Annotated in this window: 21 protein-coding genes; 5 read left to right on the top strand and 16 right to left on the bottom strand. The window is 61.4% G+C overall.

The genetic code is table 11. The features are described 5' to 3' along the window. Positions 1 to 62: 62 nt before the first annotated feature. Both ACSC1W_RS06235 and ACSC1W_RS06230 read right to left on the bottom strand, forming a co-directional pair. On the bottom strand, positions 63 to 299 hold the full coding sequence (locus ACSC1W_RS06235; protein ID WP_435346073.1) for an eS26 family ribosomal protein: 237 nt from the start codon (positions 297 to 299) through the stop codon (positions 63 to 65). A gap of 141 nt (positions 300 to 440) precedes the next feature. Further along, positions 441 to 761, bottom strand: a complete 321-nt coding sequence (locus tag ACSC1W_RS06230; RefSeq protein ID WP_435346072.1) for a hypothetical protein — start codon at positions 759 to 761, stop codon at positions 441 to 443. Positions 762 to 1374: 613 nt separating this feature from the next. Here ACSC1W_RS06230 and ACSC1W_RS06225 point away from each other — a divergent pair. From ACSC1W_RS06225 to ACSC1W_RS06215, 3 genes are all read left to right on the top strand, one after another. Further along, positions 1375 to 2142 carry a hypothetical protein gene (locus ACSC1W_RS06225; protein ID WP_435346071.1) on the top strand — a complete coding sequence of 256 codons (768 nt, stop codon included), beginning with the start codon at positions 1375 to 1377 and terminating at the stop codon, positions 2140 to 2142. Between the two features lie 113 nt (positions 2143 to 2255). Beyond that, on the top strand, positions 2256 to 2513 hold the full coding sequence (locus ACSC1W_RS06220) for a hypothetical protein (protein WP_435346070.1): 258 nt from the start codon (positions 2256 to 2258) through the stop codon (positions 2511 to 2513). A gap of 128 nt (positions 2514 to 2641) precedes the next feature. Next, positions 2642 to 3358: a hypothetical protein gene (locus tag ACSC1W_RS06215; protein ID WP_435346069.1), complete on the top strand. Its 717-nt coding sequence runs from the start codon at positions 2642 to 2644 to the stop codon at positions 3356 to 3358. A gap of 34 nt (positions 3359 to 3392) precedes the next feature. On the opposite strand, the gene ACSC1W_RS06210 is transcribed toward ACSC1W_RS06215, so the two are convergent. The 3 genes from ACSC1W_RS06210 to ACSC1W_RS06200 form a co-directional block, all read right to left on the bottom strand. After that, entirely contained in the window at positions 3393 to 4130 is a 738-nt protein-coding gene (locus ACSC1W_RS06210; RefSeq protein WP_435346068.1) for an ATP-grasp domain-containing protein, read from the bottom strand. A gap of 188 nt (positions 4131 to 4318) precedes the next feature. Next, positions 4319 to 5077, bottom strand: a complete 759-nt coding sequence (locus ACSC1W_RS06205) for a DUF3307 domain-containing protein (protein ID WP_435346067.1) — start codon at positions 5075 to 5077, stop codon at positions 4319 to 4321. Next, entirely contained in the window at positions 5074 to 5733 is a 660-nt protein-coding gene (locus tag ACSC1W_RS06200) for a SatD family protein (protein ID WP_435346066.1), read from the bottom strand. Before ACSC1W_RS06200 ends, ACSC1W_RS06205 begins: the two co-directional genes overlap by 4 nt. A gap of 284 nt (positions 5734 to 6017) precedes the next feature. Here ACSC1W_RS06200 and ACSC1W_RS06195 point away from each other — a divergent pair, with 284 nt between their 5' ends. Further along, entirely contained in the window at positions 6018 to 7340 is a 1323-nt protein-coding gene (locus tag ACSC1W_RS06195) for a site-specific integrase (RefSeq protein ID WP_435346065.1), read from the top strand. 1 nt (position 7341) lies between these two features. Here ACSC1W_RS06195 and ACSC1W_RS06190 read toward each other — a convergent pair whose 3' ends face one another. The 8 genes from ACSC1W_RS06190 to ACSC1W_RS06155 are packed head-to-tail and all read right to left on the bottom strand — an operon-like array spanning position 7342 to position 9839. Then, the gene (locus ACSC1W_RS06190) at positions 7342 to 7506 is read right to left on the bottom strand and encodes a hypothetical protein (RefSeq protein ID WP_435346064.1); all 165 of its coding nucleotides are present in this window, start codon (positions 7504 to 7506) and stop codon (positions 7342 to 7344) included. After that, positions 7503 to 7760, bottom strand: coding sequence for a hypothetical protein (locus tag ACSC1W_RS06185; RefSeq protein ID WP_435346063.1), 258 nt, complete (start codon positions 7758 to 7760; stop codon positions 7503 to 7505). Before ACSC1W_RS06185 ends, ACSC1W_RS06190 begins: the two co-directional genes overlap by 4 nt. Beyond that, complete coding sequence (locus tag ACSC1W_RS06180; protein ID WP_435346062.1) at positions 7757 to 7945, bottom strand: hypothetical protein; 189 nt, start codon at positions 7943 to 7945, stop codon at positions 7757 to 7759. Before ACSC1W_RS06180 ends, ACSC1W_RS06185 begins: the two co-directional genes overlap by 4 nt. Continuing rightward, positions 7942 to 8544 (bottom strand): hypothetical protein, encoded by a 603-nt coding sequence (locus ACSC1W_RS06175; protein ID WP_435346061.1) that lies wholly within the window; start codon positions 8542 to 8544, stop codon positions 7942 to 7944. Before ACSC1W_RS06175 ends, ACSC1W_RS06180 begins: the two co-directional genes overlap by 4 nt. Positions 8545 to 8546: 2 nt before the next feature. After that, a complete protein-coding gene (locus ACSC1W_RS06170; protein WP_435346060.1) occupies positions 8547 to 8756 on the bottom strand; it encodes a hypothetical protein in 210 nt (69 codons plus the stop codon). Continuing rightward, positions 8756 to 9097, bottom strand: a complete 342-nt coding sequence (locus ACSC1W_RS06165; protein WP_435346059.1) for a hypothetical protein — start codon at positions 9095 to 9097, stop codon at positions 8756 to 8758. Before ACSC1W_RS06165 ends, ACSC1W_RS06170 begins: the two co-directional genes overlap by 1 nt. After that, positions 9097 to 9441 carry a hypothetical protein gene (locus tag ACSC1W_RS06160; RefSeq protein ID WP_435346058.1) on the bottom strand — a complete coding sequence of 115 codons (345 nt, stop codon included), beginning with the start codon at positions 9439 to 9441 and terminating at the stop codon, positions 9097 to 9099. The genes ACSC1W_RS06165 and ACSC1W_RS06160 overlap by 1 nt, the downstream gene beginning before the upstream one ends. Continuing rightward, a complete protein-coding gene (locus tag ACSC1W_RS06155) occupies positions 9441 to 9839 on the bottom strand; it encodes a DUF7344 domain-containing protein (RefSeq protein ID WP_435346057.1) in 399 nt (132 codons plus the stop codon). The genes ACSC1W_RS06160 and ACSC1W_RS06155 overlap by 1 nt, the downstream gene beginning before the upstream one ends. A gap of 467 nt (positions 9840 to 10306) precedes the next feature. On the opposite strand from ACSC1W_RS06155, the gene ACSC1W_RS06150 reads away from it, so the two are divergent. Beyond that, on the top strand, positions 10307 to 10621 hold the full coding sequence (locus tag ACSC1W_RS06150; protein ID WP_492764719.1) for a hypothetical protein: 315 nt from the start codon (positions 10307 to 10309) through the stop codon (positions 10619 to 10621). Between the two features lie 12 nt (positions 10622 to 10633). Here the strand turns inward: ACSC1W_RS06150 and ACSC1W_RS06145 are convergent, their stop codons facing one another. The 3 genes from ACSC1W_RS06145 to ACSC1W_RS06135 form a co-directional block, all read right to left on the bottom strand. Further along, positions 10634 to 10888: a hypothetical protein gene (locus tag ACSC1W_RS06145; RefSeq protein WP_435346055.1), complete on the bottom strand. Its 255-nt coding sequence runs from the start codon at positions 10886 to 10888 to the stop codon at positions 10634 to 10636. A gap of 53 nt (positions 10889 to 10941) precedes the next feature. Continuing rightward, positions 10942 to 11517 (bottom strand): hypothetical protein, encoded by a 576-nt coding sequence (locus ACSC1W_RS06140; RefSeq protein WP_435346054.1) that lies wholly within the window; start codon positions 11515 to 11517, stop codon positions 10942 to 10944. Between the two features lie 371 nt (positions 11518 to 11888). Next, positions 11889 to 12944 (bottom strand): Cdc6/Cdc18 family protein, encoded by a 1056-nt coding sequence (locus tag ACSC1W_RS06135; RefSeq protein WP_435346053.1) that lies wholly within the window; start codon positions 12942 to 12944, stop codon positions 11889 to 11891. Positions 12945 to 13032 lie beyond the last annotated feature (88 nt).

Here is a 13032-nt window from a genome sequence, read left to right as displayed (position 1 = left end):
TCACCGTGCCTCGCGTCTATCGAATCGGGCAGTCCGGAGGGGGACCCTCGGCCGGGGTCCGTTCACGCCCCTTCGAGGCGGGACTCGCAGTGGTGGCAGACGGCGTTGTCGCGTGGATTCACCGCACCGCACGACGAACAGTTGACCGTCGGTTCGTGCGTCTCGTCCCTCTCCAGCCCGAAGAATCCGACCGTGACGAGGACACCTCCCAGGAGGAGCATCCCGAGTGGCCCCCCGACGAACAGGGCGCCGGCACCCGCCATCAGGGTGATGCCAGCGACGACGAACGGGTCGTCCATACCTCCGCGAACGAGGACGGACGAGTAAGTAGTTACGGGAGTTCGGTACTTCGGGTCCGTCGATTCGAACAGGGGCCGTCGCACGGGCGTCGTTCTTCGACACCGGTCGGTATCGCCTGCGGACCGGACGTTCGCTTCACACTATTCGTCCGGCGCCGGGGGTGACTGGTACCGGTCAAGCAGTATCGTCCCGGCCCTGACGAGCACGTACAGACCTGCCGTAGCCGTCGCAGGTGGCGTCAGGACGGTCCAGACGAACGCGCTCCGTCGAGCGAACTCGTACACGAACCGCAACGAATCGAGTCGAGCCGTTCGAATCAGGAACGCGACGATGCTCAGGACCGCCATCAGCACGAGGCCGACCCCGACCCAGAACAGGAAGATACCCGCGATGAGGAGGCTCTCGCGGATCGCCCATCGCAATCGCTGCCGGAACGACTGGGGGAACGAACGTGTCGCCATGGGAGGACGTCCAGGGGCCAGCACGATAAAAATGATGACTGACGCTGTCGCGATTCGTGCACTCAGACACCGTCCAGTCGGTCGTTCGTCGCCGAGGTACCTGCCGGCGGTCGAGAGTCGAAAAGGGGCCACAGCCGAAGGGGGGATGAGAATTCTGCGGTGGCCCAACCATGGCATCGAATTCCTGGAGTCCGCTGTAGCCCCGTACCGCAGTTACCAATTATACCAACGGTATTTATATTTTTAGATAACGGAGAACCCGTGGTAATAATTTCTTCGACGGCGACAGGATTTGTCCCGAGTGCACCGGGAATTTGGGCGACGGTGGCGGTGGACCGGTCCTCGAAACAGCGCACGGTCTCGTTCCAGAGTGGGAGCCACGTGCGTCGAGATGCCTCGGGGGTGTCAGTACCTGGGGTCGGCGGTCGCACCGATGACGTTCACCAGCAGGACGAAGTCGTGCGATACTCCCCGGGAAATCAGCTTCCTTTAGGAATAGTCCATGTTCAGTAATTGTTAAATTTATACCGATACTATAATTTATTCACATCCACCGTATACCAAATGTTTAATACTAATTACCACCAGTGGTAGTTTGTAATGGTGATTTACAATGCCAACTGAACGGGGCAGGAACCGGAGAAGCGTCCTCAAAACGACCGGCGCCTGTGTCGGCTTGCTCGGCGCCGCATCGTCCACGGTCGCTGCCAGTGGGACGACCAGTAACGAAACGAACCCCAACGAGGGTATCACGTGGGAGGTAGTGAGAGAAACCGAGCAGTTCACCCTCGTGATGGTCACGAATGTGGGCGATACCGATGCCAATGAGAACGGTGCGTACCTCTTCCAGGTTGATAAAGAGAACCACACTGTCTCCTTGGTCGATAAAGCAGCCAGCGAACAGGGACTGACGAACCCTTCCGAAACCAGCGTCGGGGTGCAGACCCACGACGATTGGATTACGGATTGGGATTTTCACGTCGACGTCGTCGGAGACTGCGGCGGATACGTCTACGACGACCATTACGTTGGGGGGCTCGCAATCGAAAGCGGCGAATCCCTCAACACCTATAGTGACGTAATCGCTGGCACCTTAGGAGCGCTTGTCGGTGCCCGTGTCGGCGGATACTGGGGAATCGCGCTCGGCGGACTGCTCGGGATTGCGATCGACTCGGTGTTCTTCAGTCACATCGACCTTTCCGGGAGGTGGCTTACGCTCCTCATGTGGGATGACCACGTGGGCTGGCTCAACGAGGAAGCGGTTCGATACGGGGTCGCCCCCGGTTACTGGGCCGATGCCCCTCCGTGGTACGCTAACTACAGCGAAAAAGTCAGTGGGCCACACATCGAAGTCGGCGAGGACATCGTCGACTACCTCTAATCCACCCCTGCCGCACCGCTCTTGCTCGAACAGTCATTCGAAATTTATTGGTTTGAAGAAGTACTCATCAAAACTACCAATACTTTTAAATATGTTTGTTGACTATTGTTGGCATGGTCAATAGAAACGAGAAGATTCGGTCTCGCCTCGGCTTTTCGTGGTCGGGGTGGAATCACCCGGTACGGGCGCAACTGGTGGGACTGATCCTGTTCGCTGTCGGTGGTGGGGGGAGTATCTATCTCCAGGCTGTACTCGCACATCGAGGAATCACGTTTTTCGAGCATCACGACCTCTACGGCGCCAGCGCGACCGCAGTGGGCGCGCTAACCGTATACATCGTCGGTATGGCCGTGCTCGCACTGCTCGATTGACGGGAGTTACGACGCACATCCGATCCTTGCCGAACTGTCTGGAGAAGGAGCCGTAGATTCCCGGGCGGACCCGAAGTAACGCTTCGAGGGACCCAACGTATTTTGGTGGCGCATCTGTGCATTAATTTATGGTCTCGAACGTCGCGGTGTCAGCCGTCGTCCTCACCGTCCTCGTCTCTGGCTGTCTGGCTGGTATGGTCCCGACGCTCGGGTCCGCACCACCGGAACCCCTCCCCGAGCGACCGGACACGCTCACCGAACAGACGGTCTCGAACTACACGACCACGTACGAGGCAGCGAAGACCTACAACCGGCATCTGGACGCCAACCCGACGGAGAACCAGATAACCTGTCGGAGCAATACTCGAGTCGCCCTCGAGTCAGCGTTCGTCGTCCGCGTGCAATGTATGGGCGGTGTCCCACTGGCGAACGGCCAGCACATCGACGTCGCCGTGTCGACACACTACTACGTCTCCGACAACACTACTATCCGTATCGATGGAGACGACTTCCGGTCGGTTCGGCATCGAAGTTACCGTCCCAACCTCACGAGTTTCGACGTGGTGAACCTCGCGAACGAATCGACCCCGGTACACGTCGAACTAGAACGGAACGGCTCCGAGTCGCCGCTCCGACTCGACTACACCATCGATCCGCACAGCGGCGTCGCCCAAATCGGTCTGCAGTTCGAGTACGGGACGACGAGAGAGATGCACGTCCGGACCGACGACGCGACGACCACTGCACAGTTCACCTCGGAACGAATCGACTTCGCCTCGCCGACGGTCGTCTACATCTTGCCCGATGGACAGGTTCGCATCACGGTTGGTCCCTCCGAGCCGTGACGGCGTGCGAGGAGCGGGTGGGTTGCTGGGGACGTCAATCGGTGTCCGGGACCTTCTGGTGGATCGATTCGGTCAGGGCCGACTCCAGTCCTGCGGCCCTGAAACTCGGCGCGGCGTTGCAGTCGACGGCGTAGTGGGTCCCGTCCGCGTCGATGACGTCGACGCCCAGCGCCTGTGCGTCCGTCAGCGACAGCAACCGGCGCATCCGGTCGACGTACCGTTCGGGCGTCGATTCGTGGCCCAGCACCCGTCGCTCCCCGAACAGCTTCGACGAACAGACGACCGTCGCGGTGTGCAACTGCTCGTCGTCGTCGACGATGTAGCACTTCTGATCACGGCCGTCGGTATCGAGTAGCGGCTGGTAGAACCCACCCGTCCCGCCGATCTCCGGGTCGCCGTCCCAGCTATACAGTGGCTTGGCGACGTACGGGCCCTCGGGTGGGTCGAAGGTCACCGGCGGAACGCGGAACCCGACCGCCGACAGTGCCTCCAGCATCACCAGCCGCGAGGCGAATATCGTCGTCGGCAACTGGCCGTTCCAGGTGGCCACCCCGGCGCGGTCGGCCAGGCGCAGTGCCCTGACCGACGCCGGACGGACCTTCTTGCAGACCAGAAGCGACAGTCCCTCGACCGCCGACCGGGGCAGTTCCCGGCCCGGTTCGAAGTACGTCACTTCGTGCCCCCGGTCGCCGAGGCGACGCCCGACTGTCTCGAACACGTGATGGTTCGGTCGGCAGATGATTCCGATTCGTGATTCGCCGCCGGCGGTCATACTCTGTTGTCACGAGACTGGAGATAATGTGCCTGTCGCAGCGGATAGCACGTGCGGATTGGCGCATCGTCGGTCGAACGGGGCCCGATGGAGTCCCTCGCGTCGCGTGTGTCGAGACCGTCACCGACCGACGAGAACGCTCTCGAAAGCGAGGGGCGTCCGTAGAACGCAGCTGCGCCGAAGTTCTCTCAGACCAGGACAGACACCAGTACTGCCAGGACTATCGCGACCAGAACACTGGCCAGGGTTCCGACGAGGAAGTACTCGGCGAACGCCCGTTTCTTCAGTTCCTCGAACCGGGCGATCGACTTCGCCGCCACGACGAGCGCTACCGATTCCCACCGGCCAGCCAACCCGAGTAGAAGGATTATCCACCTCTCCAGACTCCCGATGAGAGAGCCCGCCTCTAGATCGTCCTCCTCCTCGGTCTCGGGTCCGTCCTCTGGGAGTACTCCGCGAACGATGGCGTTGCCACCTTCGTGAGCGAAAACGAACGCGGAGACGTACAGCGCCCCAGCGGTTATCTCGGACCAGGGCAGTCGGTCCACGCCACCGAGGGCGTTCACTACCGGTGCGGCCGTCCAGGCAGAGGGGTCCATCAGGGACCATCCGACGAGGATGACGAGTAGATGGGCCAGTTGGTCACCCAAAAACAGGCCAGCGGACGCTGGCTTCCGATGTCGTAACCGGGCCGAGACGGCGTCTATCAGGAGGTGAAAGACACCGATGAGACCCACGATCAGGGCAGTCTGGCGAGTCAATAGCGGGATGAACGTGATACCGTGGACGGCGAGTACTATCACGCTGTGAGACAGAAGGGGGCCAGGTCGGTGCTTGTTCTTCGCTAGCTCGTCCGTCTGGAAGACGAAATCGCCGAGGACGTGGCCCAGAAGGAGCAATGCGAGGGCAGTACCCTCCGGACCGAGAGCGGTCAACCATCCGTTCATCGTCTATCATCTCCGTACAGGTTGTCCTGTAATAACTCCGCTAACGAGGCCTCGGCACTGCGTACCTCCTGGACGTGTCCGGCGCTGAGTGATTCACTCACGGTCGATTTCGAGACGTCGTAGTGGTCCGCGACGCGTTTCTGGGCACCCATTTCCTTCAGCGCCCGCGCGAACTGGGCCTGGCGGTCAGTCCAGTCTTCGCGGACGCACTGTACCAGGTCGAACATCGAGTTGATGCGCCTGTCCAGATCGTTCGACCAGCCACTCACGCGTAGCCACGCCCCGTCCTTCTTAGCTGAATTGATCGCTTCCCGGGCCCGGTGGAAGCACGGGCCATCCATGCCGATAGCCTGGTCCGGATTGACCTCGGTGTCCAGTTGTCCTCGGCCGATACCGAATCGCAGTCTCGCAGGGTGGAACAGATCGCTTGCAGAGACTGCAGCTTCGACGGCATCGGCGGCATCGGTGAGGAGTACCTGAAACTCGTCCCCGGTCGTCACGGTGAACCGCGAAGCGATGGAGCTGTCCGGAAGGCGTTCGTTGAGGGAGTCGACGACTCGTTTGAACTCCTCCTGTGCTCCCTTGCGGTCTTCTAGCTCCCGGGACCCACGGATGTCACCGATCAGTGCGACGAAGATAGAGCCATCCAGATTCATTGGTTCGCCTCGATTGCCGAATTACGGTCGTGTTCGGTAGTAAAGGCTAACGCTCATAAGCGTTGTGGCCGAGGGCGTGGTTCGGTCTTTCGACCGAACAGACACCAGGTTCGGTTCTAAAGGCGAACTTCCCGGGCGTCCTACTAACCAGAGGACAGTTTTCTGTCAAGAAGTGTACGGCCGGTCAGGACGACCGGCCGTGTAGACGAGATGCGACTAGTTCCCGAACATCTGGCGCATATTCGGCTCCAAACTCCTAATATGTGGGCGGTACACGTCGTTGTATGGTCGACGTCACCGACACGAACAACACCAGGGGAAAACTCGCAAACGAGTGGGAGAGCCTCGAAGAGGCCGACATCGACGACCGTGACCGAGCCGCAATCACGGCGTTCGTCGAGCATCGCCGCGAGTTCGGTGACGTCGCGATGAACACTCAGATCTCCGACCTGGGGAACCTGCGTCGCGCGTCGCTGCGTGCGGAAACACCCCTGGTTGACATGGACATCCGGGACGCGCGCTGGTTCATCAGCCGGCTCACCGACCCGAAGAGCGAGGGCGGCTACGGCTTGACGCCCGAGGGTGGTGGTGTGTTCGGGTACAAGCGCGCGCTCAGAGTGTTCTTCAACTGGCTCGACGAAGAGCCCGGGTACGGCGAGTACGACTTCGGCGAGCGACTCGAGCTCCCGAGTCAGAACTACGAGGACGAAACCATCGCTCGGGAGGACCTCCTCACGGAGGACGAGATCGAGGCGATGAAGGCCGCGGCGAAGAATCCGCGTGACCCTGCGCTCATCGACTTCCTTGCGGACGTCGGCGCCCGCATCTCGCTCGCGCTGTCGCTGCGTGTCGGTGACGTGTCGGGTATCGACACGAAGACGCCGACGTTCCGCCCGAACAGTGAGGCGGTCAACCTCAAGGGCGTCGAGTCGAAGGATTACCCCATCTTGTTCTCGCGGGCGGAGCTCCGGGAGTGGATCAACCGTCACCATCCGGACCCGCATCCGGACGCCCCCTTGTGGCCGGTCGTGAACGGGTACGACCCGGACGAGCGCGAGCAGTGTGCGGCATCTGGGGACACCATTCGAGACAGCCTGCGCCGGCACGCCGACCGTGCTGGAATCGATGTCGACGTCCATCCGCATCACTTCCGGCACGTGTTCATGACCAGGGTTGCGAACAGCGAGTTGACCGACCGGGACATCCAGCACATGTCGATGCTGACCGACCAGCAGTTGCGGATGCTCGACGTGTACGACCACTCGACGGCCGACGAGCACAACGAGTCCATCATGGCCGCACACGGGTTCATCGACCCCGACGCCGTCGGCGAGGACGGTGAGCCGGAGGTGACGATGGCGCCGTGCCCGAACTGCAGAGAGCAAGTCAAGAGCACCGCGTATTTCTGCCCGCGGTGTTCGGTGCCGCTGGCGGACCAACTGCGGGAGGCCGTGAGTGAGGCTGAGGACCGCACCCTGGAGTATCTGGTCGAGGCGGACAGTCAGCCGAAGCGACAGGCGGCGTCGGAGATCGCGCAGAGCGCAAATCACAACCCGGAGTTCGCGGAGGCGCTCGTCGACGAGCTCCAGCGGCTGGGTGAGGACTGAGTCAGTCATCGGTCTCACCTGCTGCGTGGAGCAGTGCTCGAGCGACCGGGGCCATGGCGGTGTCCTCCCGCGCCATTTCTCGGATGGCCGGGCCGTGGTCGGCGACGATCTCCTCGGGTGTCTTTGTGTCGGTCGTACTCGTCGTGGTCTGATCGGTCGTGCTCATGCGAAATCGCCTGCAGTAGTGGTGGGGAGGTCCTCGCGGTCGTCGTGGTTCATCATCGGTTCGCCGTGGATGCTGGCGCCTTCGGCGAGGGCATGGTTCTGCCAGTGGTGGGTCATCGTCGCGAGGTCGGCGATAGCACTGATTGGGCCCGAACCGGCCCGGCTTGCGAGCTGGTAGTGGTAGGACCAGGACGCTCGCGACGGCCGCCAGATGTTGCGAAGACGGTGGGCCTCGCGACGGACGCGCGGAATCACGATGAGTCACCTCCCTGGACCATGCACTGCCAGCAGGGGATTGCGCCAGTGTCCGAGTTGGGGCCGGGGCAGCCTTCGCTGCCGTTCTCGCACCGGGAGTCCTGGTCGGCGACGCCGGCCATCGCACGGACGGTGTGGACGTTGACGTGTTCGTGCCAGCCAGTCGTGTAACGGACCGACATCATGCGTCACCTCCCCTGGTGGGGGTGCAGTCGTGGGTGACGAGGTCGGTGAGGTCGTCGAAGCCGGTGTTGCAGATGTCGCAGTGGTGTTCGGTGGTCCAGTCGGTGCCAGCGCCGTCGGTTCGGAGCTGGCCGCCACAGTCCGGGTGGATGGGTTCACCACGCTGGTCACGGTACACCGCCCCAGTGATGGGCGTCTGGCACGCGTCACAGATCGTGACCCCGCCGTCAGTCACAGCCGGCGTGTCGTCGTTCTCGCTGTCGAGGGTGACGTAGCCGGTGAATGGGCCCCAGCCGAGCCCGCATTCGTCGCACTGCTGCCACGTGATCGAGTCGCCGGGCGTGCTGACTGCGCCGACGTCCATGGGCTCGCCACACTCCGGGCAGGGCGTGCCGGTCGGCCAGCCGCCGTCAGCCACCGGGGCTCGGGAGGCGGTCGGGGCCGGCCCCGGAACGACAGAGGTGCCGCCGTCGGTGGCGGCGCGTTCGATCTGGATGTCGTAGTGTTGTTCTTTGCGCTGGTGGCGGTCCGTCCAGTCACTGACGTCGACGAGCGACCCGGTGTGCTCGGTGTCACAGACCTCGCAGTACGCGCGTGCCATCGCTAGCGCACCTCCTCGAGGGCGACGACCTGGTCGCTCGTGATCCAGGCGTCAGTCCGGTACTTCGTCGCGAGCGCAGACTCGGGGTCTGCCTCACTCCGGGGTGCGAACGTGGTTTCGTCGGTCAGCGCCGGGATGGCTGCGAGCTGGTGCTCGGGTCGTGGCGTGTTGGTGAGGCGGGTGACGACGGCGTCGATGTACGTCGGCCACATTACGCCTCACCCCCGTCGGTTCCACTGCAGGCACGCATGTGCACGGGGAGGTTTGCCCACTCTTCGTGGCACTTCGGACAGGTGAATTTCTTCTCGCGGTCGTAGGACTCGTTGGTCGCAACCTCGAGGCCCTCGGGGAGGCTGTCCATGTCGAGGTCCTGTGGTGTGCACAGCGAGCACAACAGCCCCCGTGGCCGGGAGTCGAGACTGCACTCGGTCACGCACGGCGTGTGTTTCAGGCCCGCGCACTCGGGGTCGACGTGCAGCCGTCTGTTGGTCCCGGAGTGGCCGCCGCGACCGCTCGCGTAGTGCAACCGTGTGGTTGGCGTGACGGCCGCCATCAGTCGTCACCTCGCTGGTAGTGGATGCGGGCGTTGGTGCCGACCTCGGTCCACAGGCCACTCTGGGTTTCGCGGTGTCCGACGGTCCCATTCCACCAGACGCGGTACTGGGCGTCGTCAGTAGTGATGGTGGCGCCGCTGTGCTCGCGCGTTGGGTCGACGGCCGAACTCAGGTCCGTGACCTCGCCGGTCACCATGAGTCGCTCGTCCGAGAACGGTCGTACCTCCCGCGGCCGGTACCGCAGGTCGACCGTGTCGCCCTCGTCGAGCCGGTCGAGCGCACCGTCCGACGCGAGCGCGCGCACACTCTCGGTGACGTCCTCGTCGGTCGCTTCAGTCGCCATTACACGTCACCTCCGATGGTGGTGGTGACGTCGTGGACGATGCTGGCGAGCACGTGTGTTGCGGGCGTCGCCGTGATGCTCCCGCTACGTTTGGTGTACTCGAGTGCACCCGCCTTGTCGAGTTTGTCGAGGTGGGACTGGTAGAGCGCGACGTACACGCGCTTGCGCTCTTCACCGGTCACCGCGTCCGGGGTGGTGTCGCACTCGTGGGCAGCGATCCGCCGTGAGACGTCACTGATGTGGAGCTCGCCATCGCTCGTGGCGGCGAGCGCCTGGATGACGTGACGCCGCCGGCTGTTCGCGAGCAACCCGAGCGCATCGTCGACACCGATGTCGACGCTGCTGGTACCCGTGTTGTCGCCGGTGACGGCGTCGCGGGCGCGCTCGAACGCAGACACCACACGCCCACCGTCGGCGACCAGGCGGGTGCCCGAACCGGGAGTCGTTATGGCACCGGGGTCCGTGTCTTCGACTGCAGGACCAGATCGGCCTGCACAACCTCTCTGCGTTTCAGCCGCGTCCTTGCGCGGTTGCGTTTTTCCGACACCAGCAACGGCGTCGCCAGTCTCACGCTCGCCCGAGTGGCGAGCAATGTCGATACCGCTGGTCGTGGGGCATTGTTTAAATCCCCGCTCGTTCTTGTTTGTCATGGCTTCGAATTCCCCTTGCAGGGTTGGAAGCCACCGTCCGGGTGCTCCAACACCCGGGCACTTCCTTCATGAGAAGCGCCAGTGGTGAGTGACTTCCAGCCCAACGTTCAGGCTCTATTCACTAATAGTTTCCCGTGAGTAGCTGGATATTCTCCAGCTAGTGACCGAACTTCTAAAGGGGAGTAGCGTGAACTGTGAACCATACCGGTGGCCCTATGAGTGCAACTCCCGCAGAGCGTACCACAGTGCGGAAAGACGCCGAATGGATGCGGTCGCCAACCGACGCCCGCATCCTGGAACTGATTCGCGACGAGGGGAACATGACGCCTCGAGCGCTCTCGAAAGAGGGCGACATCCCGCGTCTCCCCATCTCCAGAGACTACGCTGGAGACCGCTGTCGCGAACTCACCAAATACGGCCTGCTCGAACGTGTCGACAGAGGCCTGTATCGCATCACAGACCTGGGACACGGGTGGCTCGACGAAGAGGTCGACGCCTCCACGCTCGAGCCCGTCGACGACGTCGAGTAGTCCCCGCATTTTCTATCGGAGTCGCATCAGGAGGTCATCGATCCACTCGGGCAGCGGGACGTCTGCGAGCTGGCCGTCCGTGTTCCAAGTGGTGACGACGTCGACGTCGTCTGCGCTGGTCGTGAATCGACTGATGTCGACGACCCAGCGGGCTCCACAGCGAATGTCGAGTCGGACGGTGTCGCCCCTTCGCCAGACTCGTCGGACTTCGACTTCGCGACCGCCGTACACCTCGACTGTTGTGGCCTGTTGTGTTGACGTGGCCATACCATGACCACAATCCCCATATAAAAAGAATGGGGCTATACTTCCGAGAGGGATTAGAAGGGGTCCAGCTGCTCTATCTCCTCGATGTCAAAGACCCAGGCGACTCCAGCTAAGAACAACCCTAGATAACTGAAAATCCCCAAACCAAGACCAATCGAGATTAATTCGGTTGCTGTGAGGGGTAGTTGGTAGTGTCCTCCAGTTTGAAATACACCCACCAGCGTAATTGCAGTTCCCAGAATCGCCCACCCGATTGCAATGGCAGATACTCTCACATGAATTAATTTCCGCCATTCAGATACGGAAATCCCGTCATCGGTCGCTGAAAGATCAGCGTCTGGCGGAGATGGCCATCTGGTGTCTTCATTGGAGAGCCAATAAATATCGCCGTTGTTTATTTCTTCTTTTTCTAACACATCTCTATCGTAGAGTTCTGAAAGACGATTCCCGACAGTATCGCGACTTTTACTGGTCCCCAGAGCTGCCCTCATCTTCGTGATATTATAGTATGGTCGATTGCCATGATAGAACTCAAGAGCTACCTGCCGTTGAGTCAAATCTTTATCAAAATTTGGCTCCTCAATCCGTGATTCGATTTCTTCTGGAAGTTCCCCTTCTGGTACAGTCATAATGGATTTTCACATCATTGGAACGCAGTTCTCCATTCGCGGAACACCGTTCTCCATTCGACGAATCGGCGTTTTCGTCCCCGTACTAAGTAATTATCCGCCGATGAAATGAATGATGCGCACAATAATACCGCATCGAACGAGAACCGATGTCCAGTGTGGTGAACGTCATGGCTGACGCATTAGCAGCAGTGTTAGGTGCGTTGGTCTTCCTGGCGTTCATCACACTCTGGAACCTCATCACAAGCAGTCTGCCAGGTTCTGTATCTGCAGGAATCACCTTCTTCATGCTCTTGGTTGCGGGCATAACCGCGATCGTCGTCTATCTACAATCCAGCCGTTACTAACAGGCTCCAGAAAGGCGATTTCGATCAGTTCTGTTTTTTCACACTGAGAATGTCAAGTGCGGACTTCACACCTGGGTCGACGACGCTATAGCGACGATTAGCGCGTTCCCCAACGACCTCAACGAGGTCGTAGCTTGCGAGTTTTGAAAGCTTGTTTCGCCGACTTCGCTCTCCAATCGGAGTCTGGGCCCGATCCTGATAGAGGGAATCCGATAACTGATTGTACCGGTCGTGAAGAACGGCGGATCGCATTTCGCCAGCGTTTCGAATCAATTCATAGAGTACGTGGTGGTGGTATGGGAGTGAGGAGAGGTTTTCTTGGCGGATGCGGTGGCGGGCGCGGTCGTAGGAGTCGCGGATGTCTTCGGGTTCGATGCGTTCGTGGCCGCGGTTGGTCGCGAGTTCGGCCGCCGCGAACAACGCCTGGATGCCAACACGGGCGACGCCGGCGACGTCGTCAGCGATGCGTTCGAGCTGGGTGCGTGTCCAGACGTCGTCGCGGAGGCCGAGTTCGGCTCTGGCTTCGAGGATGTCTGCGAGTTCGTCGACGTGGTACCGGCGGAGTTCGAGCTCGGTGCCCTCGACGGAGAACCGATGCTGAACGGCAGGGTCGGCACACCCGAGCCAGCGCTGCTCGTCGTGACAAATCACGACCAGTGAGAGGTTGTCGATGCTGGTCAGGGCGTCGAGGGTGTCGGTGCCGGGGAGGTCGTCGGCTTCGTCTAGAACGCAGATGCCGGGTTCGTCGAGGTGGTTGCGCACCGTCCACGTGAGGTCCTCAACTGTTTCGTTCCCGACGGGGTGGCCGCCGATCTGGCCGAGGAGGTCACGGAGGACGTCCCCGGTGGTCTGACCCATGGTTTCGACGTGGGCGTGCGGGGTGGTGCGGGCCTTGGTGAGCCGGCCGAGGGTGTGTTTGGTGAGGACGGTTTTGCCGACCCCGCTGGGGCCGTACAGGAGGACGTCGTCTGCACTGGAGACGGGGGTCCAGGCGCGGCTGAGTTGGCCGACCTCCTGGTCGCGATGCTCGAGAATCGCGGGCATGTGCTCGTCGTCGAACACCCGGGAGTCGGTTATCATGCTCTCGACTCGACGTGTCAACAACATATAAACCCACCCTGCAATTCCGGCCAGCCGAGGCAGACCACCGTCGAATAACACGAGTCAG

The organism is Haloarchaeobius marinus (assembly GCF_051207415.1).
Taxonomy (GTDB): Archaea; Halobacteriota; Halobacteria; order Halobacteriales; family Natrialbaceae; genus Haloarchaeobius.
Note: the sequence above shows the minus strand (reverse complement) of the source record. Positions and strands in the feature narration are given on the sequence as shown.

Bases quoted from the DNA above. Each gene is read 5' to 3' on its own strand.
- ACSC1W_RS06235 (WP_435346073.1), bottom strand. From the start codon at position 299: ATGGACGACCCGTTCGTCGTCGCTGGCATCACCCTGATGGCGGGTGCC.
- ACSC1W_RS06230 (WP_435346072.1), bottom strand. From the start codon at position 761: ATGGCGACACGTTCGTTCCCCCAGTCGTTCCGGCAGCGATTGCGATGG.
- ACSC1W_RS06225 (WP_435346071.1), top strand. From the start codon at position 1,375: ATGCCAACTGAACGGGGCAGGAACCGGAGAAGCGTCCTCAAAACGACC.
- ACSC1W_RS06220 (WP_435346070.1), top strand. From the start codon at position 2,256: ATGGTCAATAGAAACGAGAAGATTCGGTCTCGCCTCGGCTTTTCGTGG.
- ACSC1W_RS06215 (WP_435346069.1), top strand. From the start codon at position 2,642: ATGGTCTCGAACGTCGCGGTGTCAGCCGTCGTCCTCACCGTCCTCGTC.
- ACSC1W_RS06210 (WP_435346068.1), bottom strand. From the start codon at position 4,130: ATGACCGCCGGCGGCGAATCACGAATCGGAATCATCTGCCGACCGAAC.
- ACSC1W_RS06205 (WP_435346067.1), bottom strand. From the start codon at position 5,077: ATGAACGGATGGTTGACCGCTCTCGGTCCGGAGGGTACTGCCCTCGCA.
- ACSC1W_RS06200 (WP_435346066.1), bottom strand. From the start codon at position 5,733: ATGAATCTGGATGGCTCTATCTTCGTCGCACTGATCGGTGACATCCGT.
- ACSC1W_RS06195 (WP_435346065.1), top strand. From the start codon at position 6,018: ATGGTCGACGTCACCGACACGAACAACACCAGGGGAAAACTCGCAAAC.
- ACSC1W_RS06190 (WP_435346064.1), bottom strand. From the start codon at position 7,506: ATGAGCACGACCGATCAGACCACGACGAGTACGACCGACACAAAGACA.
- ACSC1W_RS06180 (WP_435346062.1), bottom strand. From the start codon at position 7,945: ATGATGTCGGTCCGTTACACGACTGGCTGGCACGAACACGTCAACGTC.
- ACSC1W_RS06175 (WP_435346061.1), bottom strand. From the start codon at position 8,544: ATGGCACGCGCGTACTGCGAGGTCTGTGACACCGAGCACACCGGGTCG.
- ACSC1W_RS06170 (WP_435346060.1), bottom strand. From the start codon at position 8,756: ATGTGGCCGACGTACATCGACGCCGTCGTCACCCGCCTCACCAACACG.
- ACSC1W_RS06165 (WP_435346059.1), bottom strand. From the start codon at position 9,097: ATGGCGGCCGTCACGCCAACCACACGGTTGCACTACGCGAGCGGTCGC.
- ACSC1W_RS06160 (WP_435346058.1), bottom strand. From the start codon at position 9,441: ATGGCGACTGAAGCGACCGACGAGGACGTCACCGAGAGTGTGCGCGCG.
- ACSC1W_RS06150 (WP_492764719.1), top strand. From the start codon at position 10,307: ATGAGTGCAACTCCCGCAGAGCGTACCACAGTGCGGAAAGACGCCGAA.
- ACSC1W_RS06145 (WP_435346055.1), bottom strand. From the start codon at position 10,888: ATGGCCACGTCAACACAACAGGCCACAACAGTCGAGGTGTACGGCGGT.
- ACSC1W_RS06140 (WP_435346054.1), bottom strand. From the start codon at position 11,517: ATGACTGTACCAGAAGGGGAACTTCCAGAAGAAATCGAATCACGGATT.
- ACSC1W_RS06135 (WP_435346053.1), bottom strand. From the start codon at position 12,944: ATGATAACCGACTCCCGGGTGTTCGACGACGAGCACATGCCCGCGATT.